The following is a 23,962-nucleotide window of genomic DNA, read 5'->3' on the forward strand; positions in this document are numbered from 1 at the left end:
CGGACCCGTACCGCGCGCCCCCACCCACCCTACTTGGAGATTCGCCATGAGCGATGTCTTGATCGAACGCGACGGCGGTGTCGTCGTCGCCCGCCTGAACCGGCCGCAGGCGCTGAATGCGCTGAACACCGACCTGATGCACGAGCTGGTCGACGGCCTGCGGCCCTTCGACCGCGACCGCACGGTCGGCTGCTTTGTCATCACCGGCTCGGACCAGGTCTTCGCCGCCGGCGCCGACATCAAGGAGATGCGAGGCCAAAGCTACATGGACATGTTCTACGCCGATTTCTTCGCCGGCTGGGACGCCTTCACCGCGCTGCGCACGCCCAAGATCGCTGCGGTGGCCGGCCATGCGCTGGGCGGTGGCTGCGAGCTGGCGATGATGTGCGACCTGATCTTCGCCGCCGACAACGCGCAGTTCGGCCAACCCGAGATCAAGCTCGGCGTGATCCCCGGCATGGGCGGCTCGCAGCGCCTGACCAAGCTGGTCGGCAAATCGGTGGCGATGGACATGGTGTTGACCGGCCGCACGATTGGCGCCGACGAGGCGCAGCGTGTCGGGCTGGTCTCGCGCGTGGTGCCGGTGGGCCGGCTGATGGACGAAACGCTGGGTGCCGCGCGGCAGATCGCCGGCCACGGCAAGGCCGCGGCGATGGTGGCGCGCGAGGCGGTCGAGCGGGCGCTGGAGCTGGGGTTGCGCGAGGGGCTGCTGTTCGAGCGCCGCACCTTCCACGCGCTGTTCGCGACCGAAGACCAGAAAGAGGGCATGCAGGCCTTCGTCGACAAACGGCCCGCGCTGTTTCAGGGGCGCTGAGGGCACGGCGCCGGGCCGTCATCGATGGTCACAGACGCCGCGCGCCGGCTGCGCTATGGTGCGGGTTTTGGCAACTGCCTGGTTGAATCGATGAAGACGACGACGATGGCTGCGGCGGCGTGCGCCGCCCTGGCCCTGTTCAGCCCGCTGGCCGGCGCCGGCGAATTGACCGACGCGGCGGTGGCGCAGGCGCTGGGCGTCAGTGGCGTGACCCACACCATCAAGGCCAAGAGCCAGCGCGGCATGGCCTACTCCGACGTGATCTACAAGGACGGGCGGGGCGGCGACCTGATCGTGCTGCGCCTGGGCACGGTCGACCAGTACGGCCTGTGGAAGCAGGCCATGGGCACCGAGTCGACGCCCGTGTCGGGCGTTGGCATCGAGGCCTTCCAGGTCAAGATGTTTCGCGCGGTCTGCGCCAAGAGCGCCAGCAACGCCGTCTGCGTGACGCCCAGCTTCGTCAACAAGAACCTGAAGATCAGCGACGCGCAGATCCAGGCGCTGGCCGGCGCGGCGCTGTAGGCGTTCGGAGTTGAACTCCATCCCGTTGCGCGAGTCTTGGTCTGCAGGAGGCGATGATGGCTGCTTGTCTGATGAACATCCGCCGCGCCGGTGTGGCCGTGGCCTTGCTGTGGGCGGCCTCGGCCGCGATGGCCGGGCCGGCCGAGGCGGCCAGTGCCGCCGCCAGCCAGGCCTCGGCCGTGGCCACCAAGGTCGGCCAGGCCGTGCAGCATGGGGCGGCCAAGGCCGCCAGCGCGGTCGAACACGGCGCGCGCAAGACGGCCGAGGCGCTCGAAAAGGCGGCCTCGGCCACCGGCCGTGCCGTCGACCGGACGGCCCAGAAGCTGGGCCTGCCGGCCTCCGCCGCCTCGTCGCCCTGAGGGGGGGCGGTCAAGCTGCGCATCCACGCGTCCGACGACCTGTCGACGCCCGCCAGCGCTAGCGCCGCTTGAACGGCGCGCGGTACAGCCACACCGGCTTGCCCTCGACGCTCTGCAGCCGCGCTTGCGGCACCCAGCCGGCGGCGGCGAACTCCAGGCTCACCAGCCAGGCACCGGGCCGCAGCTCGCGGCCGGCCTTGTCCAGCGCGCGGGCCATGCTCTCGGGGCGCTGGAACAGGTAGACCAGGTCGTAGCCCGACCAATCGGCGGCCCAGATGTCACCGCGGCGAACCCGCGCAAAGCGGCAGCGCAGCCGGCACCACAGGGCCAGCGGCCAGCTCCATTCGAGCCCCTCGATCTGCACGGCGGGGTATTCGGCGTGCAGCGCCCGCAGCCCGGCGCCCAGGCCGCAGCCGGCGTCCAGCACGCGCGCCGGCGGCGGCAGCGGGGCTTGCGCCGCCAGCCCGGCCAGCGCCCGGGCCGGCGTGGGGAACACCGGCGCGTCGCGCCAAGCCTGCATCGGGTAGACGGCCAGCAGCAGCGCCAGCGGCAACAGCCAGGCCCAAGCCGGCAGCGCACCCACCGCGCTGCCGGTGGCGACGATCGACAGCGGAAAGCCCGCCACGACGATCAGCTTGCGCCAGCGTGGTGCGGGCCACCACCAGGCGACGGCGGTCACGCCGGCCAGCGCCACGCCGAAGGCCGCCAGCGCCGGCAGCCCCAGCGCCGGCAGGCCGGTGAACAGCGCCCACGCGGCGGCCCAGGTCAGCAGGGCGGGCAGCGGCCACGGGAGTTTCATCGGCAGCGATCGTAGTCGGGCCAGGCGGCCGGGGTGTGGGTTCTAGGGGTGCGGCTTGAGTGATCCGCGCAACAGTGCGGTGCGGCGAGGTGGATGCGCAGCCCCCGGGTGGATAGCATCGCCGGCTGCACCGGCCGAGCATGAGCCTTGCTTGGCTGCCCCGGTCCCATCAGACCACCGAGGAGAAGTTCTACATGCACCCCGCCCTCCACGCCGCGCCGCTGACCCTCCGGCCGCACCCCCTGGCCGCCGCCGCCGCGCTGGCCCTGGTCACCCTCGCGCCCGCCGCCTGGGCCCAGCAGCAACCCGCTGCCGATGCCAACGAAGCCGGCAAGCTGCAGACCATCACCGTGACGGCCGAGCGGCGCACCGAGAACATCCTCAACGTGCCGCAGTCGGTCAGCGCGATCCGGGGTGAAGAGCTCGAAGTGCTGAACAGCGGCGGCCTGGACGTGCGCCAACTGGCCGCCCGCACGCCCAGCCTGAACATCGAGTCGTCCTATGGCCGCGCGTTCCCGCGCTTCTACATCCGCGGCCTGGGCAACACCGACTTCGACCTGAACGCCTCGCAGCCCGTGTCGCTGGTGTTCGACGACGTGGTGCAGGAGAACCCGGTGCTGAAGGGCTTCCCGCTGTTCGACCTGGCCCAGGTCGAGGTGCTGCGCGGCCCGCAGGGCACCCTGTTCGGCCGCAACTCGCCGGCTGGCGTGGTCAAGTTCGAATCGGTCAAGCCGAGCCAGAAGCAAGACGGCTTTGTCAGCGCCAGCTACGGCACCTACGGCACCTCGAGCCTGGCCGGTGCCTTCAACCTGCCGCTGGGCGGCGACTGGGCGGCCCGCTTCTCGGCCCAGATCCAGCACCGCGACGACTGGGTCGAAAACACCTACGACGCCGGCCCGACGCAAAAGCTCGAAGGCTACGACGACAGCGCCGCACGCATCCAGGTGCTGTACGCGCCGCACGCCGACTTCTCGGCGCTGGCCAACATCCATGGCCGCGAGATGAAGGGCAGCGCGCGCCTGTTCCGCGCCAACATCATCAAGCCCGGCACCAACGACCTGGTCGACGGCTTCGACCCCGAGAAGATCTCGACCGACGGCAAGAACGAACAGCGCCTGTCGAGCCAGGGCGCCAACCTGCGCCTGCGCTGGGGCCTGGGCAGCGGCATGACGCTGCACTCGATCACCGGCTACGAAACGCTCGATGCGTACAGCCGCGGTGACATCGACGGCGGTTATGGCGCCTCGTTCCTCGGCGCCGGCAACTATGGCCCCGGCGAAATCCCGTTCGCCGCCGAGTCGGCCGACGGCATGCCCGAGCACCGCCAGCTGTCGCAAGAGTTCCGCCTCGAAGGCGATGCCGGCAACGGCCTGAAGTGGCTGGGCGGGCTGTACTACTTCAAGGAGCATCTCTTCATCGAGAGCTTCAACTACGACTCGCTCGGCGGCGGCGTGCAGAACGGCTACGCGACGCAGAAGCAGGACAACACCGCCTGGGCGGCCTTCGGCTCGTTGAACTATCGCTTCAGCGATGCGTTCGAGGTGCGCGGTGGTCTGCGCTACACGCGTGACACGAAAGACTTCCTGGCCGACCGGATCACGCCGCCGCCTTTCAGCGCACCGTTCGTCGGCCAGATCCCGGCCGAGACCCGCGCATCGAACACCAGCTGGGACCTGAGCGGCAGCTACTCGATCGACAAGGACACCAAGGTCTACGCTCGCGTGGCGACCGGCTTCCGCGCCCCGTCGATCCAGGGCCGCCTGCTGTTCCCGCCCGCAGCCGGCAACCCGGCGACCGACTACGTGACGGTGGCCCAACCCGAGAAAGTGCTGTCGTACGAGGCCGGTGTGAAGGCCGAGCTGTTCGACCGCCGGGCGCGCCTGTCGGCCAGCGTGTTCCGCTACACCGTGAAGGACCAACAGGTCACCGCCGTCGGCGGCACCGCCAACTTCAACCGGTTGGTCAACGTCGAGCGCACCATCGGCCAGGGCGTCGAGCTCGACCTGCGTGCGATGGTGACCGACAACCTGATGGTCACGCTGGGCGCCAGCTACAACGACACCAAGATCGACGACCCGAACCTGGCGATCGCGCCCTGCGGCAACGGTTGCACCGTCACCGACCCGGCAGGCCCGACGGCCGGCACGGTGCTGATCGACGGCAACCCGCTGCCGCAGGCGCCGAAGACGGTGCTCAACTTCACCGCCCGCTACGGCCTGCCGACGGCCAGCGGCGGCGAATGGTTCGTCTTCACCGACTGGGCCTACCGCAGCCAGATCAACTTCTTCCTCTACGAGGCGAAGGAATACACCGGCAAGCCGCTGCTCGAAGGTGGCCTGCGCCTGGGCTACAGCTGGGACAACGGCAAGTACGAAGCCGCGATCTACGGCCGCAACATCACCAACCAGGTGGTCGCGGTCGGCGGCATCGACTTCAACAACCTGACCGGCTTCATCAACGACCCGCGCACCTTCGGCGCGAGCTTCCGGATGAACTTCTGAGATCGACTGACCTGGTTGCGAGGGCGCCGCGAGGCGCCCTTTTCATTTGGGGTCGACCGACAACGACCCGGCGCAGACCTCGCCCTCGGGCACGCCATCGAGCCACTGCTGCAACTGTGCTGCGCGCGCCTTGGTCAGCGTAGCGATCTTGGTGCTCCAGCACATTGGCAAGACGCTGCCATAGGCAGCAGGATCCGCACGGCCGGGGTACAGCGCTTCCATCTCCGCATCCCGCCACGCCAACCAAGCCCGCTGTGCGGCCTGCAGTTTGCGTACGAAGCTGGTGTCGGCCTGATGCTTCTTCAGTACCGCCTGGTAAACCGCGTTCAGCCGCTCGTCGGCGCGCCTCATGTCACCACCGGCGCAGGCATTCAGATCGCCTTGCGTGGTTGCCTTGTCTTCGCAAGAAGGAGTGGCTTCGGTCGACCAGGCGGGGGCGTTGACGGTTGCGGTGGCGAGGATCAGTGCGCGAAGCAAAGTCGACATCAAAGGACTCCGGCCGGTTGACGGATCGTTTATAGCCGCATACCGAGCCAGATCACTGACTCGGTCGATGCGGCGACGATCGGGGTCAGCAACTGGGGCCAGAAGCGGCCCGCCGTGCCCAGGTGGGCTGCGGATTGGTCGTGGTGCGTCTGCTCTTCGTCGACGATCTGGTGGATCGCCGTGACGGCAGCGGGGTCATGACCGGTCAGTGTGCGCAGTTGATGCTGCAGGTGGCCAAGCACCACCTTTTCGACGGCGACGGTGGTGGCCGCGATCGCCGAACGGCCGAGCAGGCCGGTGATCAGACCGAGCAGAAACCCGCCGGCACCGCACAGCCAGTAGCTGCGGCACTGCCGCAAACCGCGGCGCTGCAACTCGGACGCGAAGATCGCGCGATGGCTCTCTTCGTGCGACTGGAATTCGCGCAACTCGTCGACCAGCGCCGGGACGGTCCACCGCGCGGTGATGACCTGGCCGGCATAGATGTGGATCGCACCGTTCTCGCCGGCGTGGTTGACCTTCAGGATGCGGCCACCGAGCGCGGTGTCGGCCATCATCGCCGGGCTTGGCGTCACGCCTGAGCTGAACGCAGGCCCGCCAGCACCGGCGCACGGTCTGCTTCGGGCAGGAACGAATGCTCGGCCGCCTGCACCGCCATCGCCTGCAGGTCGGCCAGTTGCAAGCCCTGGTGCTCGAGCAGCAGCGCTGCTTCCGCCGTCATCGTGGTGCACGACATCAGCGGGTTGTCGGTGTGGTACGACAGGCTCACGCCGGCGCGCCACAAGCGGCCGATCGGGTGCTCGCGCAGCGACGGCACGGCGCCGGTGTGCACGTTGCTGCTCGGGCACAGCTCCAGGTGCAGGTGCTTCTCGCGCACCTGGGCGAGCTTGGCTTCGCCATCGGGGGTGCCCAGCCAATCGGCCAGCCGCACGCCGTGGCCGATGCGGGTGGCGCCGAGCGCGGCGGCTTCGAGCACCCGCTCGGCCACGTCGGCCTCGCCGGCGTGCAGCGTGATGGGCAGGCCCTGGTCGCGCGCGATCGCCAGCGCCTTGGCGTGCAGGCTCGGCGGGAAGCCGGCCTCGGGGCCGGCGAGGTCGAAGCCGACCACGCCGTCGTCGCGGTAGCGCAGCGCCAGCCGCGCCACGCGCTCGCTGCGCTCGGACGGCTCGTGGCGCATCGCGCACAGGATCAGGCCGCAGGGCATCGGGCTGCGGATCAGCCCGGCCAGCAGCGCCTCGACCGCCGCTTCGGCGCTGACCTGGTCGCTTTCCAGCAGCAGCGGCGCCATGCGGAACTCGGCCAGCACGCAGCCGTTTTCCTGCGCGGCCTTGGCCGCCTCGTAGGCCACGGCCTGCATCGCGGCCGGCTCGGCCATCGCGGCGACGGTCAGGCCGAAGCCCTTCAGGTATTCGACCAGGCTGCCGGCATGGGCGCGGGCGGTGAACCAGTCGGCCAGGCCGGCCTCGTCGGCGGCCGGGGCTTCGATGCCGCGCGAGCGCAGCAGGCGCAGCAGGCTGCGGTGCGACAGGCCGCCGTCCAGGTGCTCGTGCAGCAGGACCTTGGGCAGGCGGCGCAGGGTGTCAAAGGAAATCGGCTGGTCGTGCATGCGCCATCGTAGGCGATGCACGACCAGCCGGCGGGGGCGGGTATGACCAAGGGCAACACCGAAGGTACCCCCAAGGAAGCGGCCGCGCGCGGCGCGGCACCGGCGGCTCGCGCTCAGGTCAAGGGCGAGGGCTCGCTGTCGTCGCTGGTCGGGGGCTCGGCGGTGATCAGGTCGAACTTCAGCGGCTCGCTGGTCTCGACGGTGTTCGTATCCGAGGTCTGCTCGAGGGCGAAGCTGAACAACGACTCGGGCGACACGAAGGCCGACATCGGCACCTGGTCAGCCGCCGGCGGCGGGGGTGGGGGGGGCGGGGGCGGCGGCGAGTTGTCGCCACCACCGCCACCGCAGCCGGCCACCAGGGCCGTGCAGGCGAACAGCCACGACAGGCGTTGCAGCGAAGAAGAAGCGTTCATGGGGTCCTGCCTCTTTCTGCCTTCAGCGGCTCTTGGGGGTCTTGGCGGGCTTCGCCAGGGCCTGGGCCTGCGCGGCCATCGCACCGGCGCCCGACAGCGGCGTGTTCAGGTACGGGAAGCCCGGCAGGAAGGTCTGCTGCGCCTGGTCGACGTTGTCGTTCAGGTTGAACACCGCCGAGCCCAGCGGCACGGCCGAGGGCTTGCACGCCGCGCCGAAGCCCAGCGCATCGGTGTCGCCGTTGGCCACGCACAGGCCGCCCATCACCGCCACCAGCGAGATGTCGACGATGTCGTCCTTCGGCCGGCGGCCGTTGGGGTAGCCGGCCGAGTCGCTGCCGGCGGCCAGGATGTTGCCGACGATGCCCAGGCGGTTTTGCTGTGCGTACGGCACCGCGGCGATCGCGGTGTTCAGCCGCAGCATTTCAGACGGCACCACGTTGGCCGGCTTGTTGACGCCGGTGATGCCGGTCAGGAAGGTGGTGACCAGGTCGTTGCGCGGCAGGTTGGTCGGCGCTGCGCCGGGCAGCTCGAGGTACGACTCGAGCAGCTTCGGGTACGACGGGTTGGTCACATAACCGGCGAACTGGCCGTCGTCTTTCGGCTTGGCGGCGTTGAAGCGGTTCTTGTCCTTCAGGCCGATCACCAGCTCGTTGACCAGCGGCATGCCCAGGCGCGAGACCTGGGTCCAGGCGCCGCCGGCGCGCTCGGCCGTCTGCAGGCCGGCCTTCGGGCTCGGGTCGAGCAAGCGGGTCTGGCGCAGGCTGGCGGTGGTCCAGCCGCCGATCACCGTTTCGCTGCCCTGCGTCAGGCAGCTCTTGGCCACTTCGAGCGCGATCGCGGTCACGTTCTTGTAGGCCAGCGTGCTGGTCGAGGCGCCGATGGCGTTCGGGTCGGTCAGGGCCGACACGGGCGCGGCGACCTGGTCGAAGACCACGCCCAGGTTGACCGCGAACGGATCTTGCCGCTGGCCGACGAACAGCCTGCCCGGCGTGGCGCAGCCGGGGATGTTGACGTTGTAGACGTGCTTGCCGGCGTAGGCGGCGTAGTCGGGGATCGTCTTCGAGCCGATGTTGTCGGCCGGCTTGTCGAAGGTGGCCGAGCCGCCGCTGGCGTTGGTCACCGCCGCGGCGGTGCCGGTGCGGCGGTCGCCGCGCACGAGGGTGACGGTGTAGGTCTGGTTGACCTGCAGGTGGGGGTCGCGCAGCTCGCTGACGGTGCCCTTTTGCAGCGGGGCGATCTGCGGTGACTGGTCGCCCACCGGCACGGTGATGCCGGCGCCGCCGTTGGACAGGTCGTTCTTGAAGCGGAACTGGAAGGTCAGGTCCTCGGCGCCGTCGCCGTTGTTGTCGACGTGGATCTCGTACAGCGCGTTGCCGTCGAGGTCGAAGTAGTTCGGGCCGCCGTAGCTGTCTTGCAACGGCAGGTAGTTGGCAATCAGCGTCACGAAATTGCTGCGGCCCGACTCGTAGCTGTTGAACATGTAGAAGTCGGCCGCGTCGACCTTGGGCGAGGTCGTGATGAACGGGGCTTCACGGTGGCTGGAGGCTTGGGCGCCGCCGGCGATGGCCAGCAGGGCGGCCGCGACGATGGGCGTGGCGCGCCGCGCCAGGGGACGGATGGGGTGCATAACAGGGCTCCTCTAGACGAAATGGCTGGCGGCGCCGCGGCGGTTGACCAAAGTCAGGTCTGCCGCAGCGTCCGTGGGCTCCTTTACGGGCCACCCCGCCGATCGGATGCAGGTGCTCGTCAGAAACTGTTTCTTCGCCAGGGGCTTGATCCGGCGCGCCACGCCGCTCAATCTCAGGAACTGGGCTTCAAAGTTGCTATCCTCCCCGCCACTTCGAACCCGGCTTCGTTACCCAAGGACCTTCATGTTCCGCAGATTGATCATTGCCGCCGCGCTGTCGGCCGGCCTGTCGGCCTCTGCCTGGGCCCAACCCGCCCTCGTCTACGACATGGGCGGCAAGTTCGACAAGTCGTTCAACGAAGCCGCCTACCGGGGCGCGGAGCGCTGGAAGAAAGACACCGGCAAGCCCTACCTCGATTTCGAGATCGCCAACGAAGCCCAGCGCGAGCAGGCGATGCGGCGCATGGCCGAGCGCGGCGCCAGCCCGGTGATCGGCATCGGCTTCTCGCAGGGCTCGAGCATCGAGAAGGTGGCCAAGCAGTTCCCGAAGCAACAGTTCGTCATCATCGACTCGGTGGTCAAGCAGCCGAACGTCGAGTCGATCGTCTTCAAAGAGCACGAGGGCAGCTTCCTGGCCGGCATCATGGCCGCGATGGCCAGCAAGACCGGCAAGCTCGGCTTCGTCGGCGGCATGGACATCCCGCTGATCCGCAAGTTCCAGTGCGGGTACGAGCAGGGTGCGCGTTATGCCAACCCGAAGATCGAGCTGACCGGCGCCATGACCGGCACCACGCCCGCGGCGTGGAGCGACCCGTCGCGCGCCGGTGAGCTGGCCAAGGCCCAGTTCGCCAAGGGGGTCGACGTGATCTTCGCCGCGGCCGGCGGCTCCAGCGTCGGCGTGTTCCAGGCCGCCAAGGACGGCGGCAAGCTGGCCATCGGTGTCGACAGCAACCAGAACCACCTGCACCCCGGCACGATGCTGACCTCGATGGTCAAGCGCGTCGATGTTGCGGTCTACAACGCGGCCAACAAGTCGACCCCCGGCATGACCGTGCTGGGCCTGAAAGAGGGCGGCGTCGACGTCGCGATCGACGAAGACAACGCCAAGCTCGTCACCGCGGCGATGAAGGCCAAGGTCGATGCGGCGCGGGCCGACATCATCGCCGGCAAGATCAAGGTCATCGACTACATGGCCGCCAACAGCTGCACGCCTTGAGCTCGACTGTCGTGCAGCCCACCGCGCCGGCCAGCGCGGTGGCGATGAACCGCATCTGCAAACGTTTCGGCGCGCTGCGCGCGAACGACGAGGTGAGCCTGCACGTCGCGCGCGGCAGCATCCACGGCATCGTGGGCGAAAACGGCGCCGGCAAGAGCACCTTGATGTCGATCCTGTATGGCTTCTACCAGGCCGACAGCGGCGAGATCGAGGTCGAGGGCCAGCCCGCCCGCATCCGCAACGCGCACGATGCGATCGCGCTGGGCATCGGCATGGTCCACCAGCACTTCATGCTGGTCGAGACCTTCAGCGCGCTCGACAACGTGCTGCTCGGCGCCGAGCCCAGCTGGCGCCTGGGGCCGACGCGCCAGCGCGTGCGGCGCGAGCTCGAAGCGCTGATGCGCGACACCGGGCTGCAGCTCAAGCTCGACGCGATCGTCGAGACGCTGCCGGTCGGCGAGCGCCGGCGGCTGGAGATATTGAAGGCGCTGTACCGCGGCGCGCGCATCCTGATCCTGGACGAGCCGACGGCCGTGTTGACCCCGGCCGAGACCGAGACGCTGTTCGCCACGCTGCGCCAGCTGCGCGAGCGCGGCAGCACGGTGCTGCTGATCACGCACAAACTCAAGGAGATCGTCGCGCTGTGTGACCGCGTGACGGTGATGCGCGCCGGCCGCGTGGTGCTCGATACGCGCACCGCGGACACCACGATCGATGGCCTGGCCGAGGCGATGGTCGGCCGCCGCGTGCAGCTGGGCCGGCGCGAGGGCGCCGCGGCGCGGGCCGGGGCGGCGCCGCTGCTGAGTGCGCAGAACCTGAGCTGGCGTGACGAGCAAGGCGTGCTGCGCCTGAACGAGGTGTCGCTGGCGCTGCGGCCGGGCGAGATCGTCGGCATCGCTGGTGTTTCGGGCAACGGCCAGAGCGAGCTGCTCGATGTGCTGGCCGGCCTGGCCACGCCGGCGTCGGGCAGCCTGCAACTGGGCGATCAGCGTTTCGAGCCCCAGCGCTGGCTGACCCCTGCACGCGCCCGCCGCCTGCGCCTGGCCCATGTGCCCGAAGACCGCCATCGCCGCGGCCTGGTGCTGCCATTCGGCGCCTGGGAAAGTGCGGTGCTCGGCTACCACCGCCTGGCGCGTTATGCCCGGCGCGGTTTTGCGCGCCGCGGCGCGATGCGCGACGACACCGCCCAGATGATGGCCGACTACGACGTGCGGCCGCGCGCGCCGGGCTTGCGCAGCGCCAAGTTCTCGGGCGGCAACCAGCAGAAGCTGGTGCTGGCGCGCGAGGCGCTGCACCAGCCGCAGGTGTTGCTGGTGGGCCAGCCCACGCGCGGCGTCGACATCGGCGCGATCGAGTTCATCCACGGCCGGCTGCGCGCGATGCGCGACGCCGGCGGTGCGGTGCTGGTGGTGTCGTCGGAGCTGGACGAGATCCTCGCGCTGTCGGACCGGGTGATCGTGATGAACGCCGGCCGCATCGCCGGCGAGTTGCCGATCGAGGCCTGCAGCGAATCGGCGCTGGGGTGCTTGATGGCGGGGGTGCAGTCCACATGAGCAGCAGTCAGGCTTATGAGCTGCCGCGCTGGATGGACCTCGGCTTGCTGCCGGTGCTCAACCTGGGCATGGCGCTGGCCGTCAGCGCGCTCGTCGTCGCGTTCACCGGGCAGGACCCGGCGCAGGCCTTGTCGCTGCTGCTGCGCGGTGCCTTCGGCAGCGCCATCGGCGTCAGCTACACGCTGTACTACGCGACGACCTTCGTCTTCACCGGCCTGGCCGTGGCGGTGGCCTACCACGCGGGCCTGTTCAACATCGGTGGCGAAGGCCAGGCGATGCTGGGCGGCATCGGCACCGCGCTGGTCGCGTTGTGGCTGGGCGACCACTACCCGGCCTGGGTGGTGCTGCCGGCGATGATCTTCGCCGCGATGCTGTTCGGCATGGCCTGGGCCGCGGTGCCGGCGGTGCTGCAGGCCTGGCGCGGCAGCCACGTGGTCATCACGACCATCATGTTCAACTTCCTCGCGTCGACGCTGCTGTCGTACCTGCTGGTCGAGGTGCTGAAGGAGCCCGGCAACATGACGGTGGAGAGCCGCCCGTTCGGGCCGGCCGCGCTGATGCCGGGCGTGCATGAGGTGCTGGCCATGGTCGGCATCGAGTGGCCACGCTCGCCGCTGAATCTGTCGGTGCTGCTGGCGATCGCGGCGGCGGTGGGGGTGTACTTCTGGCTCTGGCGCAGCACCTCGGGTTATGCGGTGCGCACGGTCGGTTTTGCGCCGGGGGCCGCGCAGTACGCCGGCATTCGCCCGGCGCGGCAGGTGATCGTGGCGATGTGCGCCTCGGGTGCGCTGGCCGGCCTGCTGGGCATCAACGAGCTGGCCGGCGTGCAGGGCCGCCTGCTGCTCGACTATGTGGTGGGCGCCGGTTTCGCCGGCATCGCGGTGTCGTTGATCGGCCGCAACCACCCGGTGGGGGTGGTGCTGGCGGCGTTGCTGTTCGGTGCGCTGTACCAGGGCGGTGCCGAGCTGTCGTTCGAGATGCCCGGCGTCAGCCGCGACATGGTGTTCACGCTGCAAGGCCTGATCGTGCTGTTCTGCGGCGCGCTGGGCCAGGCCGCCGCGCCGACGCTGGCGCGGGCCTGGGCCCGCTGGTCGCACGCGAAAGACACGAAGGAGGCCGAGCGTGGATGACATTGCGCTGGGCACGCTGATCGCGTCGACGCTGCGCGTGGCGACGCCCTTGATCCTGTGCGCGCTGGCCGCCACGCTGTCCGAGCGCGCCGGGGTGATCGACCTGGGCCTCGAAGGCAAGATGCTGGCGACCGCGTTCGCCGCCGGCAGCGCCGCGGCGCTCACCGGCTCGTTGCCGCTGGCTTTCCTCATCGCCATCGTCGTCGGCATCGCGTTGTCGATGTTGCATGGCTACGCCTGCGTCAGCCACCGCGGCGACCAAGTGGTGGCCGGCATGGCGATCACGATGACCTGCGCCGGCCTGACCGTGGTGCTGGGCATCGCCTGGTTCCACCTGGGTGGGCAGACACCCGCGCTGCCGGACGAACTGCGCCTGTCGCGCTGGTTCGGCGGCCCGGGCGGGGCCACGCCGATGCTGGGCCTGCTGGGCCACAACGGCCTGGTCTACCTGGCGCTGGCGCTGGTGCCGGCGGTCGTCTGGCTGCTCGACCACACCCGCTTCGGCCTGCGCCTGCAGGCCACCGGCGAGAACCCGGCGATGGTCGATGCGGCCGGCGTGTCGGTGGTCGGCCTGCGCTACCACGCGCTGGCATTGAACGGCGTGTTGTGCGCGCTGGCCGGCGCCTACCTGGTGCTGGCGCAAAGCCCGCAGTTCGTGCCGAACATGACCGCCGGGCGGGGCTACATGGCGATGGCCGCGATGATCTTCGGCCACTGGCGCCCGCTCGGCGCGCTCGGCGCCTGCCTGCTGTTCGGCTTTCTTGACGCGCTGGCGATCCGCCTGCAAGGTACGCCGTTGCCGGGCATCGGCGCCGTGCCGGTGCAGGCGATCCAGGCCTTGCCGTATGCGATGACGGTGGTGCTGCTGGCCGGTTTCATCGGCCGCGCGCGGGCGCCGCGTGCGCTGGGCCAGCCCTATGTGAAGGAACGGTGATGAACCCGACCGAAGCCCAATGGCAAGCCTTGCTCGATGCAGCCCGCGCCGCGCGCGAGAAAGCCTACGCACCGTACTCGCACTTCCACGTGGGGGCGGCTTTGCTGGACGAAGCGGGCCGCGTGCACGCGGGCTGCAATGTCGAGAACGCGGCCTACCCTGAGGGCGTGTGCGCCGAGGCCGGTGCCTTGTCGGGCCTGGTGCTGGCCGGCGGCCAGCAGATCGTGGCGGCGGTGGTGGTCGGCGAGGGCACCGAGCCCGTCACGCCCTGCGGCGGCTGCCGCCAGAAGTTGCGCGAGTTCGCCGGTGCCACGCTGCCGATCCGCATCGCCGACAGCCAGGGCTGGCGCGCCGAACACACGCTGGCCGCGTTGTTGCCCGCGAGCTTCGGGCCCACCCATTTGATGATGAAGAAAGACGGCCGTGATGCCCCTTGAATTCGAAACCGCCGTGCAGCGTTCGGCCGCGCTGCTGCGTGAGCGCGCGGGCGCGGCGGCGTTGCCGACCACCGCCGTCGTGCTCGGCTCTGGCTGGGGCGGCCTGGCGACCCAGGTGCAAGACGCGGTCGAGGTGCCGTATGGCGACCTGCCGGCGTTCCCGCCGATCGGCGTCGGCGGCCACGCCGGCCGCCTGCTGATCGGCCGCATCGGTGCCGCGCCGGTGATGGTGCTGTGCGGCCGCAAGCATGCCTACGAGACGGGCGATGCGGCGGCGATGAAGGGCGTGATCCGCACGCTGGCGGCGGCCGGTGTGCGCACGCTGGTGCAGACCAACGCCGCCGGCAGCCTGGACCCGGCGCTGCCGCCGGGCGAGGTGATGCTGATCGCCGACCACCTGAACCTGGTGCAGCGCTCGCCGCTGGTCGGCGAGGTGGGCAACGAGCGCTTCGTCGACCTGGCCGAGGCTTACTCCGCCGCGTTGCGGGCGCGTGCGCAGGTGGCGGCCAAGGCACTTGGCCGCCCGTTGCGCGAAGGCGTCTACGCCTGGATGCTGGGCCCGCAGTTCGAGACGCCGGCCGAGATCCGCATGCTGCAGCGCCTGGGCGCCGATGCGGTGGGCATGAGCACGGTGCCCGAAACCATCCTGGCCCGCCATGCCGGGCTGAAGGTGCTGGCGCTGTCGTTGATCACCAACCTGGGCTGCGGCCTGGCCGATGTGACACTGAGCCATCACCAGACACTCAGCGTGGCCGAGCAGGCCGGCGGGCAGGCGGTGACGCTGCTGTGTGCCATTCTCGACGCCCTGAACAACGAGGTTGCTGCCGCATGAAGATGACGGACACCGAACTGCAGCGGGTGGCCCGGCAGGCGCTGGCCTGCCTGGACCTGACGCGCCTGAACGACGACGACACCGAGGCCGACATCGAGCGCCTGTGCGAGCGTGCGCAAGGCCGCTTCGGCCCGGTGGCCGCGGTCTGCGTCTGGCCCCGCCTGGCGGGGCTGGCACGGCGCCGGTTGCCGGCGTCGATCGCCGTGGCGGCGGTGGCCAATTTCCCGCAAGGCGAGGCGAAGCCCGAGCGGGCGCAGCGCGACGTGGGCGAGATCGTGCAGGCGGGCGCGCAAGAGGTCGACGTGGTGCTGCCGTGGCAGGCACTGCTCAATGGCGACACCGGCGCCGTGGCGCGCGTGCTGGCGGCCACCCGCCGCGCCAGCGATGGCCTGCGGTTGAAGGTGATCCTCGAAACCGGCAGGCTCGAAACGCCGGCGCGCATCACCGAGGCCAGCCGCATCGCGCTGGGCGAGGGCGCTGATTTCCTGAAGACCAGCACCGGCAAGGTGCCGGTCGGCGCCACGCCCGAAGCCGCGCGCGCGATGCTGCAGGCGATCGCCGCCGATGCGCGCCGCACCACCGTCGGCTTCAAGGCCTCGGGCGGCGTGCGCAGCGTGGCCGACGCGGCGCTGTACCTCGGCTTGGTGACCGAGCACCTGGGCCAGGACGCGGGCATGCCGGCGCGTTTTCGCATCGGCGCCAGCGGCCTGCTCGACGACATCGAGGCGGTGCTGGCCGGCCACGTGTCTGCCCCCGCCGGCGGCGGTTACTGAAGCCGATCCCACCATGACTGTTTTGCTGCCGCAGGAGGTCATCCGCACCAAGCGTGATGGCCGTGCGCTGTCTGCCGCCGAGGTGCAGGCGTTTGTCGATGGCCTCGCCGCGCCCGAGGCCGACCCGCGCCGCTGGACCGAGGCCCAGGCCGCCGCGATGGCGATGGCCGTGCTGCTGCGCGGCATGGACGATGCCGAGACGGCCGCGCTGACCCGGGCCATGGCCGACAGCGGCGAGCGCCTGCGCTGGGCCGAGCTCGACCTGCCGGGCCCGGTGCTCGACAAACACTCGACCGGCGGGGTCGGCGACAAGGTCAGCCTGATGCTGGCGCCGATCGTCGCGGCCTGTGGCGGCTTCGTGCCGATGATCTCGGGCCGGGGCCTGGGCCACACCGGCGGCACGCTGGACAAGCTGGCCGCCTTGCCGGGCTACCAGCTGATGCCCGAGCCGGCGGCGCTGCGCCGCGTGTTGCGCGAGGCTGGCTGTGCGATCGTCGGCGCCAGTGCCGCGCTGGCCCCGGCCGACAAGCGGCTCTACGCGATCCGCGATGTGACGGCCACGGTCGAGTCGCTGCCGCTGATCGTCGCCAGCATCTTGTCGAAGAAGCTGGCCGCCGGCCTGCAGGCGCTGGTGATGGACGTGAAGGTCGGCAACGGCGCCTTCTGCCCCGACTTGGGCGCAGCGCAGCCGCTGGCGCTGGCGCTGGTGCGGGTGGCCCGCGCCGCCGGCCTGCCGACGCGCGCGCTGCTGACCGACATGAACCAGGTGCTGGGTCACCACGCCGGCAATGCGCTCGAGGTGCGCGAGGCGATCGATTTCCTGACCGCGCGCTCCCGCGAGCCGCGCCTGCTCGAGGTGACGCTGGCGCTGGCCGGCGAGATGCTGCACCTGGGCCGCCTGGCCGAATCGCCGCAGGCCGGCGAGGCCCAGGCCCGTGACGCGCTCGCCAGCGGCCGCGCCGCCGAGACCTTTGCCCGCATGGTCGCCGCGCTCGGCGGCCCGCGCGACGTGCTGGCCGACGCCCAGTTGCCCCAGGCGCCGGTGCGGTGCCCGCTGCCGGCGCCGATCGACGGCCATGTGGCCGCGGTCGACACCCGCGCTCTCGGCTTGGAGGTGGTGCAGCTCGGCGGTGGCCGCCGCCGCGCCGAAGACCCGATCGACCTGCGTGTCGGCCTGGCCGATGTGGTGCCGCCCGGCCAGACCGTGCACCGCGGCCAACCCCTGCTGTGGGTCCATGCCGCGAGCGACGACGCGGCCGAGGCCGCCTTGGCTCGCCTGGCGCAATGGGTGCGGGTGGAGGCGGCGCAGCAGTCCCAACCGGTCGAGCCCGGGCCGGTGGTGTGTGCTCGCCTGGGTGAGCAAGCATGATGCGCCGCCGCCTGCTGCTGGCCGCATCGGCCACGCTGCCTTGGCTCGGTGCCTGCCGCACCGTGCGCGAGCCGGAGCTGCCGCCACCGAGCAGCTACCGCGAGCCGCACCGGCCGCAGTTCCACTTCACGCCGTCGGCGGGATGGATGGGCAACCCGACCGGGGTGGTCTTTCACAACGGGCTGTACCACCTCTTCTACCTGTACCACCCGGATTCCAAAGACTGGGGCCCGATGCATTGGGGCCACGCCACGAGCCGCGACCTGGTGCATTGGGAGCAACAGCCGATCGCGCTCGAACCCGATGCGCAGCGGTACGCGTACTCGGGCTCGGTGGTGGTCGATGCGGCGAACACGGCCGGCTTCGGTGCCGGTGCGCTGGTGGCGCTGTACACGCGCCATGACGCCGCCGCCGAGGCGGACGGCCGGCGCGACTACGAATCACAGCACCTGGCCTACAGCCAGGACGGTGGGCGCAGCTGGGCCGCGTTCGACGACGACCCGGTGATCGCCAACCCGGGTTCGGCGAAAGATTTTCGTGACCCGAAGCTGTTCTGGCACGGGTCGACCAAGCGCTGGGTCGCGGTGATCGCGGCGGGCGACCACGTCGAGTTCTGGGGCTCGCCCGACCTGAAACGCTGGGCCTGGCTGAGCGATTTCGGGCGCCATGTCGGCGGCCATGGCGGGGCCTGGGAGTGCCCCGACTTCTTCCCGCTGCCGGTCGAGAACGGTGCGGCCGGCGAGCAGCGCTGGGTGCTGCTGTGCAGCGTCGGGTCGGGCGCGCCGAACGGCGGCTCGGGCACGCAGTACTTCGTCGGCGACTTCGATGGCGAGCACTTCACCCTCGACCCCGCCTTCGAGCCCGAGGTGCCGCTCGGCCGTGCCGTCTGGCTGGACCAGGGGCGCGACCACTACGCCGGCGCCACCTGGTCGAACGCGCCGGACGGCCAGCGCATCCTGATCTCGTGGATGAACAACTGGGACTACGCGTCGCAGGTGCCTGCGTCGAGCTGGCGCGGCGCGATGACCTTGCCGGTGACTCTGGCGCTGCGGCGGCAGGGCTGGGTCTGGCGGCTCGCGACCCGGCCGTTGCCGGCGCTCGGATCGCTGCGGGCCCAGACGGCGAACCTGCCGCCGATGGCGCTGCGCGGGGCACCGTTCGACCTCAGCCAGGTGACCACCATCGACCCGCGCGCGTTGGAGCTCGAACTCGTCATCGATCCCGGCACGGTGGGGCGCTGCGGGGTCGAGCTCTCGAACGCACATGGTGAGCGCTACCGCATCGGCTACGACGCGACCCAGCAGCTGTACTTCAGCGACCGCACCCAGGCCGGGGACAGCCGCTTCTCGAAGAGCTTCGCCGTCGCGGTCCACACGGCGTCACGCCCGGTGCCTCGCGGCCCGGTGCGCCTGCGCCTGTACTTCGACGCCTCGTCGGCCGAGCTGTTCGCCGACGACGGCGCGCTGCAGATGACCGACCAGTTCTTCCCGACCGAAGACTTCACCACCGCCACGCTGTTCGGCGAAGGCCCCGGCGCACGCCTGCTCAGCGGCCGGGCGCACCGGCTGGCGCGCATCTGGCCTTGACGTTCGCGGGCCACCCATGAACAACGCGCCCCGAGGGGCGCGTTGTGCTGGATGTTCCCGTTGACCTGGGGGGCTTCAGAACCCGAGGCTGGCGAGCAGGTCGTCGACTTCGCCCTGGTCGGCCACCACGTCGGTGCGGCCTTCGGGGTTGACGACCGGGCCTTGCAGCACGCTCGGGTCGACCTTCTCGCGCTGGTCCGGCGGCACCACCTGCACCAGCAGCTTGACCAGGCTGTCTTCGAGGTCGTTGGCCAGCGTCACGACCTTGGCCACCACCTGGCCGGTCAGGTCATGGAAGTCCTGCGCCATCATGATGTCGGTCAGGTGGCTGTCGATGCGGGCGGTTCGCGCTTCGACGTCGTGCACGAAGTTCATCACCGCGCCGCTGGCGACGGTACGCACCGGGTCGGCGACGATGGCCTTGGCCAGCGCATGGGTCGCTTCGCTGATCTCGGCGTGCTCGGCCTTGGCCTGGTCGACCGAATTCAGCACCTTCTCGGCGGCGGCGGCCGTCTTCGTCGCGATGTACGAGAGCCGGCTGCGGGCGTCGGGCAGGCCGTCGGTCGCGACTTGCAGCTTGGGCATCACGCCCAGCTGTTGCATCGTGTCGTGCAGCAGGCGCGTGATGCTGCCCAGTTGCTGAAACACCTCGGGCGAGACCATCAAGGGGTCGGCCGCCGACAGCTTGGAAATGTCTTCCATCTTCATGGTGGTATCCCTCGGGCTCAGGCCGTGGCGGCCAGTTTTTGCATGATCTTCTGGACTTTTTCTTCCAGCGTGGCTTTGGTGAAGGGCTTGACGATGTAGCCCGCCGCACCGCTTTGCGCCGCCAGCACGATGTCTTCCTTGCGTGCTTCGGCCGTCACCATCAGCACCGGCAGGTGCTTGAGCGAGTCGTCGGCCTTGATCGCCTTCAGCAGGTCGAAGCCGTTCATGTTGGGCATGTTGATGTCGCTGACCACGAAGTCGAACTTCGAGGCCTTGAGCATGCCGAGCGCCACCTGGCCGTCTTCGGCTTCTTCGCAGTTGTTGCAGCCCATCTCCTTGAGCAGGCCGCGCACGATGCGGCGCATGGTGGAGAAATCGTCAACGACAAGGAATTTCAGGTCACTCTGGTTCATGGCGGTCCTTCAGCGGGTCAGCAAGGTTTGAAGCGTTATCGGTCAGCGGGCGGGGACACTTGAGGCCGTTTCTTCTTCGGCGCTCGGGGATTCGGTGGACGTGCGGAAAACACGGTCTTCCGCATCGCGGTTCATCACGATGATGCTGATGCGGCGGTTGCTCGGGCTCGTGGGGTCGTTGCGGTCGAACGGCTGGCTGAAGGCCAGGCCCTGCACCCGCAGCACCCGGTTCTCGGCCAGCCCGCCGGCCATCAGCTCGCGCCGCGAGGCGTTAGCTCGGTCGGCCGACAGCTCCCAGTTGCTGTAGCCGCGCTCGCCGCTCGAGAACGGTGTCGCATCGGTGTGACCCTCGAGTGTCAGCAGGTTCGGCACCTCGGTGAGGATGGCGCCGATCGCCTGCAGCAGCTCTCGCATGTAGGGTTGTACGGCGGCGCTGCCCGAGGCGAACATCGGCCGGTTCTGCTCGTCGACGATCTGGATGCGCAGGCCGTCGCGGGTCATGTCCAGCCGCAGCTGCGACGACAAGGCTTTGAGCCGCTCGCTGGCCTGGATCTTTTCCTCGATCGTGTGCTTGACCTCCTGCAGCTTCGCGAGCTCGGCGCGTTTCTGCTCGGCCTTCAGCGCGGCCAGGTTGATCGTCTTCTTCGGTGCGTCGACGTCGCCGCGCTTGATCTGGCCGCCGGATCGCGTCAGGTCTTCGCCGCCGCCCTTGATCACGTGCGAGGCGTCGCCCGAGCCGGCGCCGCCCGACAGCGCCACCTTCATCGGCGACGAGAAGTAGTCGGCAATGCCCTTCTTGTCGCCCTCGGTGGTCGAGCCCAGCAGCCACATCAGCAGGAAGAACGCCATCATCGCCGTCACGAAGTCGGCGTAGGCGATCTTCCAGGCCCCGCCGTGGGTGGCATGGCCACCCTTGCGGACCTTCTTGACGATGATCGGTTGGAGTTTCTTTGCGTCACCCGCCATCACTGACCCCCCAAGACGCTTGGTACGGCGTCGCCCCCCGAGGGGGCGCGTTCGCCTTGGGGCGGCCCTGCGGCGAACAGGGTCGGGCTAGGAGTGGTTTTCACTTCTTCCCCTTGACGTGGCTCTCGAGCTCGAGGAAGGTCGGGCGCTCGGTCGAATAGAGCACCTTGCGGCCGAACTCGATCGCGACCTGCGGTGCGTAGCCCTGCATCGACGCCAGCAAGGTGGTCTTGATGCACTGCAACTCCTTGCCGTCCTCGTCGATCTTCTGCTCCAGCAGGCCGGCCAGCGGCTCGGCGAAGGCGTAGGCCAGCAAGATGCCGAGGAAGGTGCCGACCAGGGCCGAGCCGATCATCGCGCCCAGCACCGCCGGGGGTTGGCCGACCGAGCCCATCGTGTTGACCACGCCCAGCACCGCGGCAACGATGCCGAAGGCGGGCAGGGCGCCGGCCACCCGCTGCAGCGCGGCGGCGGCGGCGTGCGCCTCGGCATGGTGGGTCTCGACCTCGCTGTCCATCAGCGACTCGATCTCGTGGGCGTTCAGGTTGCCCGAGACCATCATGCGCAGGTAGTCGGTGATGAACTCGGTCACGTGGTGGTCGTGGCCGACGGTCGGGAATTTCTGGAACAGCGGCGAGTTCTGCGGGTCCTCGACGTCCTTCTCGATGGACATCAGGCCTTCCTTGCGCGCCTTCTGCAAGATCTCGTACAGCAGCGCCAGCAGCTCCATCGCGCGGGCCTTCGAGTACTTCGAGCCCTTGAAGCAGGACGCCAGGCCCCGGGCCGTGGCCTTGAGCACCTTGGGCTGGTTGTTGGCGACGAACGCGCCGAACGCGCCACCGAAGATCGTGATCAGCTCGAACGGCAGGGCGTGGAGCACGACGCCGATGTTGCCCCCGTGCGCAATGAACACGCCGAAGATGCAACCGATGGCGACCAGCCAGCCGACGATGACAAACATGGTGAGGGGGTTCCGGGTTCTCGTTTGTGCGCTTCGAGCAGCGAACGAGCGCGGCCCTTGGCGGTGATATCGGTAACCCCTCGGCGCAGCTTGAGCGGGCGAAAGCCTCGAATTGGCGGCTTATTGCCCCGGCCTTTGCTGCAATGCAGAAAGAAAAAAGGCGGACTCACGAAGAGCCCGCCTGAAAGCACAGGGGTTGTGCTAGGAGGAGACAAGCATGAACAAAAACAAAACTGACGCCTTGTGAAATCGGCCGCCGACCGCCGAATTCAAGGGGTGACGCAATTGGTTACATGGGGTTCGGCAGTAGTTGGCAGATCCCGGTGGACTGCACGCCGCGTCAGGCGTCGTCGTCCGCGGTGGTGGCCAGCTGGCGGTTGCTGGTGGCGCTGGGCAATTGCAGCGCGCCGGCCTGGCGGCCCTTGCCGGCACGGGCGGGCGGGTTGCACAGGCCGCAGACGAAGTGCTTGGCGATCTCGTGCGGGTGGCTCACATAGTGGCCGCCGCACTTGTTGCACTTGGTCATCGTCAGCATGCCGTTGTCGACGAACTTGACCAGGCGCCAGGCGCGGGTCACCGACAGCATCGGCTCCAGCCCCTGGGCGGCCGTCTGCTCGAGGTAGAGCTGGTAGGCCTTGATGACGGTGTCGATCTCCTCGAGCTCCGACGTCTTGTTCAGGTACTCGTGGATGTTCAGGAACAGGCTGGCGTGGATGTTCGGCTGCCAGGTCATGAACCAGTCGGTCGAGAACGGCAGCTGGCCCTTCGAAGGCGACTTGCCCGAGACTTCCTTGTACAGGCGCAGCAGGCGCTCGTAGGACAGGTCGGTCTCCGACTCCAGCACCTGCAGGCGGGCGCCCAGGTTGATCAGCGTGACGGCACGCTCGATCTGGCGGGCTTCGGTCAGGATGCTTTTGTTGCGGGCCATGGTGTCCTCCAAGACTCAACGAGTGATCTATGACAGATTTGCCGAGCCGGCGCCGGGCCGCTCCCAAGGCGGCTCGGCAACCCCTCGGGGGTGGGCTGGCGTACTCGCCAGACCGGGGCCGACATTTCTTCAGGCTGCTTCTTGATGGCGTCCGGCCATCAGGATCGAGGCGTGCAGGCGGCTGACGCTGTCGTTCGCGGCGGCCTTGCCGTGGCTGGTGAGCAGGCCCCAGACCAGGTCGTCGTCCATGCGGAAGCGGCACAGCAGCGTGTTGCCGGTGGCGATCTTCATCATCTGCGCCGGCGTCAGCGTGGCGATCAGGTTGGCGGTCTCTTCCGAGACGCCCAGGCGGAACAGCGCTTGTTCGCGGTCGGCGCGGATCAGGCTCTGGGCCAGCATCAGGTACGACAGGTTGGCTTCGCGGATCTCGGCGAGGATCTGGTTGGTGTCCATCATTCGTTCCTTTGCTCGTCTACCGTTTTGAAGAAGAGACTTTGTGTCTCGGCTTGGGATGAACTGTAAGGACCGAAACAGAACGGAAACATCAGCTCACTTCCGCCGCTGAAGTCCGCGTTTTTCCGTCAGCCCTGTCAGGCAAATTCCTACAAACCGACCGCGTCAGGTCGTTCAAAAGGAGATTGGCGGGGTGCCGGGCTGCTTTTCTGGCAAAGGCCACGCCCGGGCCTTGCCTACAGTGGCACGAAGCTGCCGACACTGCGTCTGCTGTTGTCCCGCCCAAAGCTGGCCCCTCGCGTTCGCCGCCCGTTTTTCGCCGCCCATTCGCCGTCCTGTCGGCAGCGGAGCCCGCGCGACCAGCCGGCCGCCGGGCCCGCTGCCGTCTTCCCGACGGCGCTTTCGTACACAGTGTGCGCCCGTTCGGTTCGGGTGTGGTCGAAATTCACGCTCTGGTCAGGGTGAACGCCTAGGGCAGGCCCGCGCTGCGGCCCCAGGCTGTTTGCGCTGCCCGCCGGGCCGAACAGAACGGGCTTGGCGCCGCATATCCGGGCTTCACCGCCGGGTGTCGCTGCC

Annotated in this window: 25 protein-coding genes; 13 read left to right on the forward strand and 12 right to left on the reverse strand. The window is 69.3% G+C overall.

The window, feature by feature from the left end:
- Positions 1 to 46 precede the first annotated feature (46 nt).
- From ACE3SG_RS01275 to ACE3SG_RS01285, 3 genes are all read left to right on the forward strand, one after another.
- Positions 47 to 814 (forward strand): enoyl-CoA hydratase-related protein, encoded by a 768-nt coding sequence (locus ACE3SG_RS01275; protein ID WP_374562100.1) that lies wholly within the window; start codon positions 47 to 49, stop codon positions 812 to 814.
- A 90-nt stretch (positions 815 to 904) separates the two neighbouring features.
- Complete coding sequence (locus ACE3SG_RS01280; RefSeq protein WP_374562101.1) at positions 905 to 1,336, forward strand: hypothetical protein; 432 nt, start codon at positions 905 to 907, stop codon at positions 1,334 to 1,336.
- A 56-nt stretch (positions 1,337 to 1,392) separates the two neighbouring features.
- Positions 1,393 to 1,695: a hypothetical protein gene (locus ACE3SG_RS01285; RefSeq protein WP_374562102.1), complete on the forward strand. Its 303-nt coding sequence runs from the start codon at positions 1,393 to 1,395 to the stop codon at positions 1,693 to 1,695.
- A 58-nt stretch (positions 1,696 to 1,753) separates the two neighbouring features.
- Here the strand turns inward: ACE3SG_RS01285 and ACE3SG_RS01290 are convergent, their stop codons facing one another.
- Positions 1,754 to 2,494, reverse strand: coding sequence for a trans-aconitate 2-methyltransferase (locus ACE3SG_RS01290; RefSeq protein WP_374562104.1), 741 nt, complete (start codon positions 2,492 to 2,494; stop codon positions 1,754 to 1,756).
- A 194-nt stretch (positions 2,495 to 2,688) separates the two neighbouring features.
- Here ACE3SG_RS01290 and ACE3SG_RS01295 point away from each other — a divergent pair, with 194 nt between their 5' ends.
- On the forward strand, positions 2,689 to 4,995 hold the full coding sequence (locus ACE3SG_RS01295; RefSeq protein ID WP_374562106.1) for a TonB-dependent receptor: 2,307 nt from the start codon (positions 2,689 to 2,691) through the stop codon (positions 4,993 to 4,995).
- 42 nt (positions 4,996 to 5,037) lie between these two features.
- Here the strand turns inward: ACE3SG_RS01295 and ACE3SG_RS01300 are convergent, their stop codons facing one another.
- From ACE3SG_RS01300 to ACE3SG_RS01320, 5 genes are all read right to left on the reverse strand, one after another.
- The gene (locus tag ACE3SG_RS01300; protein WP_374562107.1) at positions 5,038 to 5,481 is read right to left on the reverse strand and encodes a lysozyme inhibitor LprI family protein; all 444 of its coding nucleotides are present in this window, start codon (positions 5,479 to 5,481) and stop codon (positions 5,038 to 5,040) included.
- A 29-nt stretch (positions 5,482 to 5,510) separates the two neighbouring features.
- Positions 5,511 to 6,035, reverse strand: a complete 525-nt coding sequence (locus tag ACE3SG_RS01305; RefSeq protein ID WP_374562108.1) for a demethoxyubiquinone hydroxylase family protein — start codon at positions 6,033 to 6,035, stop codon at positions 5,511 to 5,513.
- 17 nt (positions 6,036 to 6,052) lie between these two features.
- A complete protein-coding gene (gene add, locus ACE3SG_RS01310; protein WP_374562109.1) occupies positions 6,053 to 7,087 on the reverse strand; it encodes an adenosine deaminase in 1,035 nt (344 codons plus the stop codon).
- A gap of 113 nt (positions 7,088 to 7,200) precedes the next feature.
- Positions 7,201 to 7,500 (reverse strand): hypothetical protein, encoded by a 300-nt coding sequence (locus ACE3SG_RS01315; RefSeq protein WP_374562111.1) that lies wholly within the window; start codon positions 7,498 to 7,500, stop codon positions 7,201 to 7,203.
- 22 nt (positions 7,501 to 7,522) lie between these two features.
- Complete coding sequence (locus ACE3SG_RS01320) at positions 7,523 to 9,127, reverse strand: DUF4331 domain-containing protein (protein ID WP_374562112.1); 1,605 nt, start codon at positions 9,125 to 9,127, stop codon at positions 7,523 to 7,525.
- 244 nt (positions 9,128 to 9,371) lie between these two features.
- Between ACE3SG_RS01320 and ACE3SG_RS01325 the strand changes: the two genes are divergently transcribed.
- The 9 genes from ACE3SG_RS01325 to ACE3SG_RS01365 are packed head-to-tail and all read left to right on the forward strand — an operon-like array spanning position 9,372 to position 18,957.
- Positions 9,372 to 10,343: a BMP family protein gene (locus tag ACE3SG_RS01325; protein ID WP_374562113.1), complete on the forward strand. Its 972-nt coding sequence runs from the start codon at positions 9,372 to 9,374 to the stop codon at positions 10,341 to 10,343.
- Positions 10,340 to 11,896, forward strand: coding sequence for an ABC transporter ATP-binding protein (locus tag ACE3SG_RS01330; RefSeq protein WP_374562114.1), 1,557 nt, complete (start codon positions 10,340 to 10,342; stop codon positions 11,894 to 11,896). The genes ACE3SG_RS01325 and ACE3SG_RS01330 overlap by 4 nt, the downstream gene beginning before the upstream one ends.
- On the forward strand, positions 11,893 to 13,026 hold the full coding sequence (locus tag ACE3SG_RS01335) for an ABC transporter permease (RefSeq protein ID WP_374562115.1): 1,134 nt from the start codon (positions 11,893 to 11,895) through the stop codon (positions 13,024 to 13,026). The genes ACE3SG_RS01330 and ACE3SG_RS01335 overlap by 4 nt, the downstream gene beginning before the upstream one ends.
- Positions 13,019 to 13,960: an ABC transporter permease gene (locus ACE3SG_RS01340; RefSeq protein ID WP_374562116.1), complete on the forward strand. Its 942-nt coding sequence runs from the start codon at positions 13,019 to 13,021 to the stop codon at positions 13,958 to 13,960. The genes ACE3SG_RS01335 and ACE3SG_RS01340 overlap by 8 nt, the downstream gene beginning before the upstream one ends.
- Entirely contained in the window at positions 13,960 to 14,397 is a 438-nt protein-coding gene (locus ACE3SG_RS01345) for a cytidine deaminase (protein WP_374562117.1), read from the forward strand. Before ACE3SG_RS01340 ends, ACE3SG_RS01345 begins: the two co-directional genes overlap by 1 nt.
- Complete coding sequence (locus ACE3SG_RS01350; RefSeq protein WP_374562118.1) at positions 14,387 to 15,229, forward strand: purine-nucleoside phosphorylase; 843 nt, start codon at positions 14,387 to 14,389, stop codon at positions 15,227 to 15,229. Before ACE3SG_RS01345 ends, ACE3SG_RS01350 begins: the two co-directional genes overlap by 11 nt.
- Positions 15,226 to 16,002: a deoxyribose-phosphate aldolase gene (gene deoC, locus ACE3SG_RS01355; protein WP_374562119.1), complete on the forward strand. Its 777-nt coding sequence runs from the start codon at positions 15,226 to 15,228 to the stop codon at positions 16,000 to 16,002. The genes ACE3SG_RS01350 and deoC overlap by 4 nt, the downstream gene beginning before the upstream one ends.
- 13 nt (positions 16,003 to 16,015) lie before the next feature.
- Positions 16,016 to 17,371: a thymidine phosphorylase gene (gene deoA / locus ACE3SG_RS01360; RefSeq protein WP_374562120.1), complete on the forward strand. Its 1,356-nt coding sequence runs from the start codon at positions 16,016 to 16,018 to the stop codon at positions 17,369 to 17,371.
- Positions 17,368 to 18,957: a glycoside hydrolase family 32 protein gene (locus ACE3SG_RS01365; RefSeq protein WP_374562121.1), complete on the forward strand. Its 1,590-nt coding sequence runs from the start codon at positions 17,368 to 17,370 to the stop codon at positions 18,955 to 18,957. The genes deoA and ACE3SG_RS01365 overlap by 4 nt, the downstream gene beginning before the upstream one ends.
- A 75-nt stretch (positions 18,958 to 19,032) precedes the next feature.
- Here the strand turns inward: ACE3SG_RS01365 and ACE3SG_RS01370 are convergent, their stop codons facing one another.
- The 6 genes from ACE3SG_RS01370 to flhD all read right to left on the reverse strand — a co-directional run bounded on the left by ACE3SG_RS01370 (position 19,033) and on the right by flhD (position 23,386).
- A complete protein-coding gene (locus tag ACE3SG_RS01370; protein WP_374562122.1) occupies positions 19,033 to 19,665 on the reverse strand; it encodes a protein phosphatase CheZ in 633 nt (210 codons plus the stop codon).
- A 17-nt stretch (positions 19,666 to 19,682) separates the two neighbouring features.
- Positions 19,683 to 20,078, reverse strand: coding sequence for a chemotaxis response regulator CheY (gene cheY, locus ACE3SG_RS01375; RefSeq protein WP_374562124.1), 396 nt, complete (start codon positions 20,076 to 20,078; stop codon positions 19,683 to 19,685).
- Between the two features lie 42 nt (positions 20,079 to 20,120).
- A complete protein-coding gene (gene motB / locus ACE3SG_RS01380) occupies positions 20,121 to 21,044 on the reverse strand; it encodes a flagellar motor protein MotB (protein ID WP_374562126.1) in 924 nt (307 codons plus the stop codon).
- A 100-nt stretch (positions 21,045 to 21,144) separates the two neighbouring features.
- On the reverse strand, positions 21,145 to 22,005 hold the full coding sequence (gene motA, locus ACE3SG_RS01385) for a flagellar motor stator protein MotA (RefSeq protein WP_374562128.1): 861 nt from the start codon (positions 22,003 to 22,005) through the stop codon (positions 21,145 to 21,147).
- 340 nt (positions 22,006 to 22,345) lie between these two features.
- The gene (gene flhC / locus ACE3SG_RS01390) at positions 22,346 to 22,933 is read right to left on the reverse strand and encodes a flagellar transcriptional regulator FlhC (RefSeq protein ID WP_374562129.1); all 588 of its coding nucleotides are present in this window, start codon (positions 22,931 to 22,933) and stop codon (positions 22,346 to 22,348) included.
- A gap of 129 nt (positions 22,934 to 23,062) precedes the next feature.
- Entirely contained in the window at positions 23,063 to 23,386 is a 324-nt protein-coding gene (flhD, locus tag ACE3SG_RS01395) for a flagellar transcriptional regulator FlhD (RefSeq protein ID WP_329722013.1), read from the reverse strand.
- Between the last annotated feature and the right edge of the window lie 576 nt (positions 23,387 to 23,962).

Source organism: Ideonella sp. (assembly GCF_041914305.1).
Classification (GTDB): Bacteria; Pseudomonadota; Gammaproteobacteria; order Burkholderiales; family Burkholderiaceae_C; genus Ideonella.

Coding starts and splice junctions, on each gene's coding strand:
- ACE3SG_RS01335 (WP_374562115.1), top strand. CDS start 11,893: ATGAGCAGCAGTCAGGCTTATGAGCTGCCGCGCTGGATGGACCTCGGC.
- add (WP_374562109.1), bottom strand. CDS start 7,087: ATGCACGACCAGCCGATTTCCTTTGACACCCTGCGCCGCCTGCCCAAG.
- flhC (WP_374562129.1), bottom strand. CDS start 22,933: ATGGCCCGCAACAAAAGCATCCTGACCGAAGCCCGCCAGATCGAGCGT.
- ACE3SG_RS01300 (WP_374562107.1), bottom strand. CDS start 5,481: ATGTCGACTTTGCTTCGCGCACTGATCCTCGCCACCGCAACCGTCAAC.
- ACE3SG_RS01350 (WP_374562118.1), top strand. CDS start 14,387: ATGCCCCTTGAATTCGAAACCGCCGTGCAGCGTTCGGCCGCGCTGCTG.
- ACE3SG_RS01285 (WP_374562102.1), top strand. CDS start 1,393: ATGGCTGCTTGTCTGATGAACATCCGCCGCGCCGGTGTGGCCGTGGCC.
- ACE3SG_RS01320 (WP_374562112.1), bottom strand. CDS start 9,127: ATGCACCCCATCCGTCCCCTGGCGCGGCGCGCCACGCCCATCGTCGCG.
- ACE3SG_RS01365 (WP_374562121.1), top strand. CDS start 17,368: ATGATGCGCCGCCGCCTGCTGCTGGCCGCATCGGCCACGCTGCCTTGG.
- deoC (WP_374562119.1), top strand. CDS start 15,226: ATGAAGATGACGGACACCGAACTGCAGCGGGTGGCCCGGCAGGCGCTG.
- ACE3SG_RS01275 (WP_374562100.1), top strand. CDS start 47: ATGAGCGATGTCTTGATCGAACGCGACGGCGGTGTCGTCGTCGCCCGC.
- motB (WP_374562126.1), bottom strand. CDS start 21,044: ATGGCGGGTGACGCAAAGAAACTCCAACCGATCATCGTCAAGAAGGTC.
- ACE3SG_RS01305 (WP_374562108.1), bottom strand. CDS start 6,035: ATGGCCGACACCGCGCTCGGTGGCCGCATCCTGAAGGTCAACCACGCC.
- ACE3SG_RS01280 (WP_374562101.1), top strand. CDS start 905: ATGAAGACGACGACGATGGCTGCGGCGGCGTGCGCCGCCCTGGCCCTG.
- ACE3SG_RS01295 (WP_374562106.1), top strand. CDS start 2,689: ATGCACCCCGCCCTCCACGCCGCGCCGCTGACCCTCCGGCCGCACCCC.
- ACE3SG_RS01315 (WP_374562111.1), bottom strand. CDS start 7,500: ATGAACGCTTCTTCTTCGCTGCAACGCCTGTCGTGGCTGTTCGCCTGC.
- cheY (WP_374562124.1), bottom strand. CDS start 20,078: ATGAACCAGAGTGACCTGAAATTCCTTGTCGTTGACGATTTCTCCACC.
- motA (WP_374562128.1), bottom strand. CDS start 22,005: ATGTTTGTCATCGTCGGCTGGCTGGTCGCCATCGGTTGCATCTTCGGC.
- ACE3SG_RS01345 (WP_374562117.1), top strand. CDS start 13,960: ATGAACCCGACCGAAGCCCAATGGCAAGCCTTGCTCGATGCAGCCCGC.
- flhD (WP_329722013.1), bottom strand. CDS start 23,386: ATGGACACCAACCAGATCCTCGCCGAGATCCGCGAAGCCAACCTGTCG.
- deoA (WP_374562120.1), top strand. CDS start 16,016: ATGACTGTTTTGCTGCCGCAGGAGGTCATCCGCACCAAGCGTGATGGC.
- ACE3SG_RS01325 (WP_374562113.1), top strand. CDS start 9,372: ATGTTCCGCAGATTGATCATTGCCGCCGCGCTGTCGGCCGGCCTGTCG.
- ACE3SG_RS01370 (WP_374562122.1), bottom strand. CDS start 19,665: ATGAAGATGGAAGACATTTCCAAGCTGTCGGCGGCCGACCCCTTGATG.
- ACE3SG_RS01290 (WP_374562104.1), bottom strand. CDS start 2,494: ATGAAACTCCCGTGGCCGCTGCCCGCCCTGCTGACCTGGGCCGCCGCG.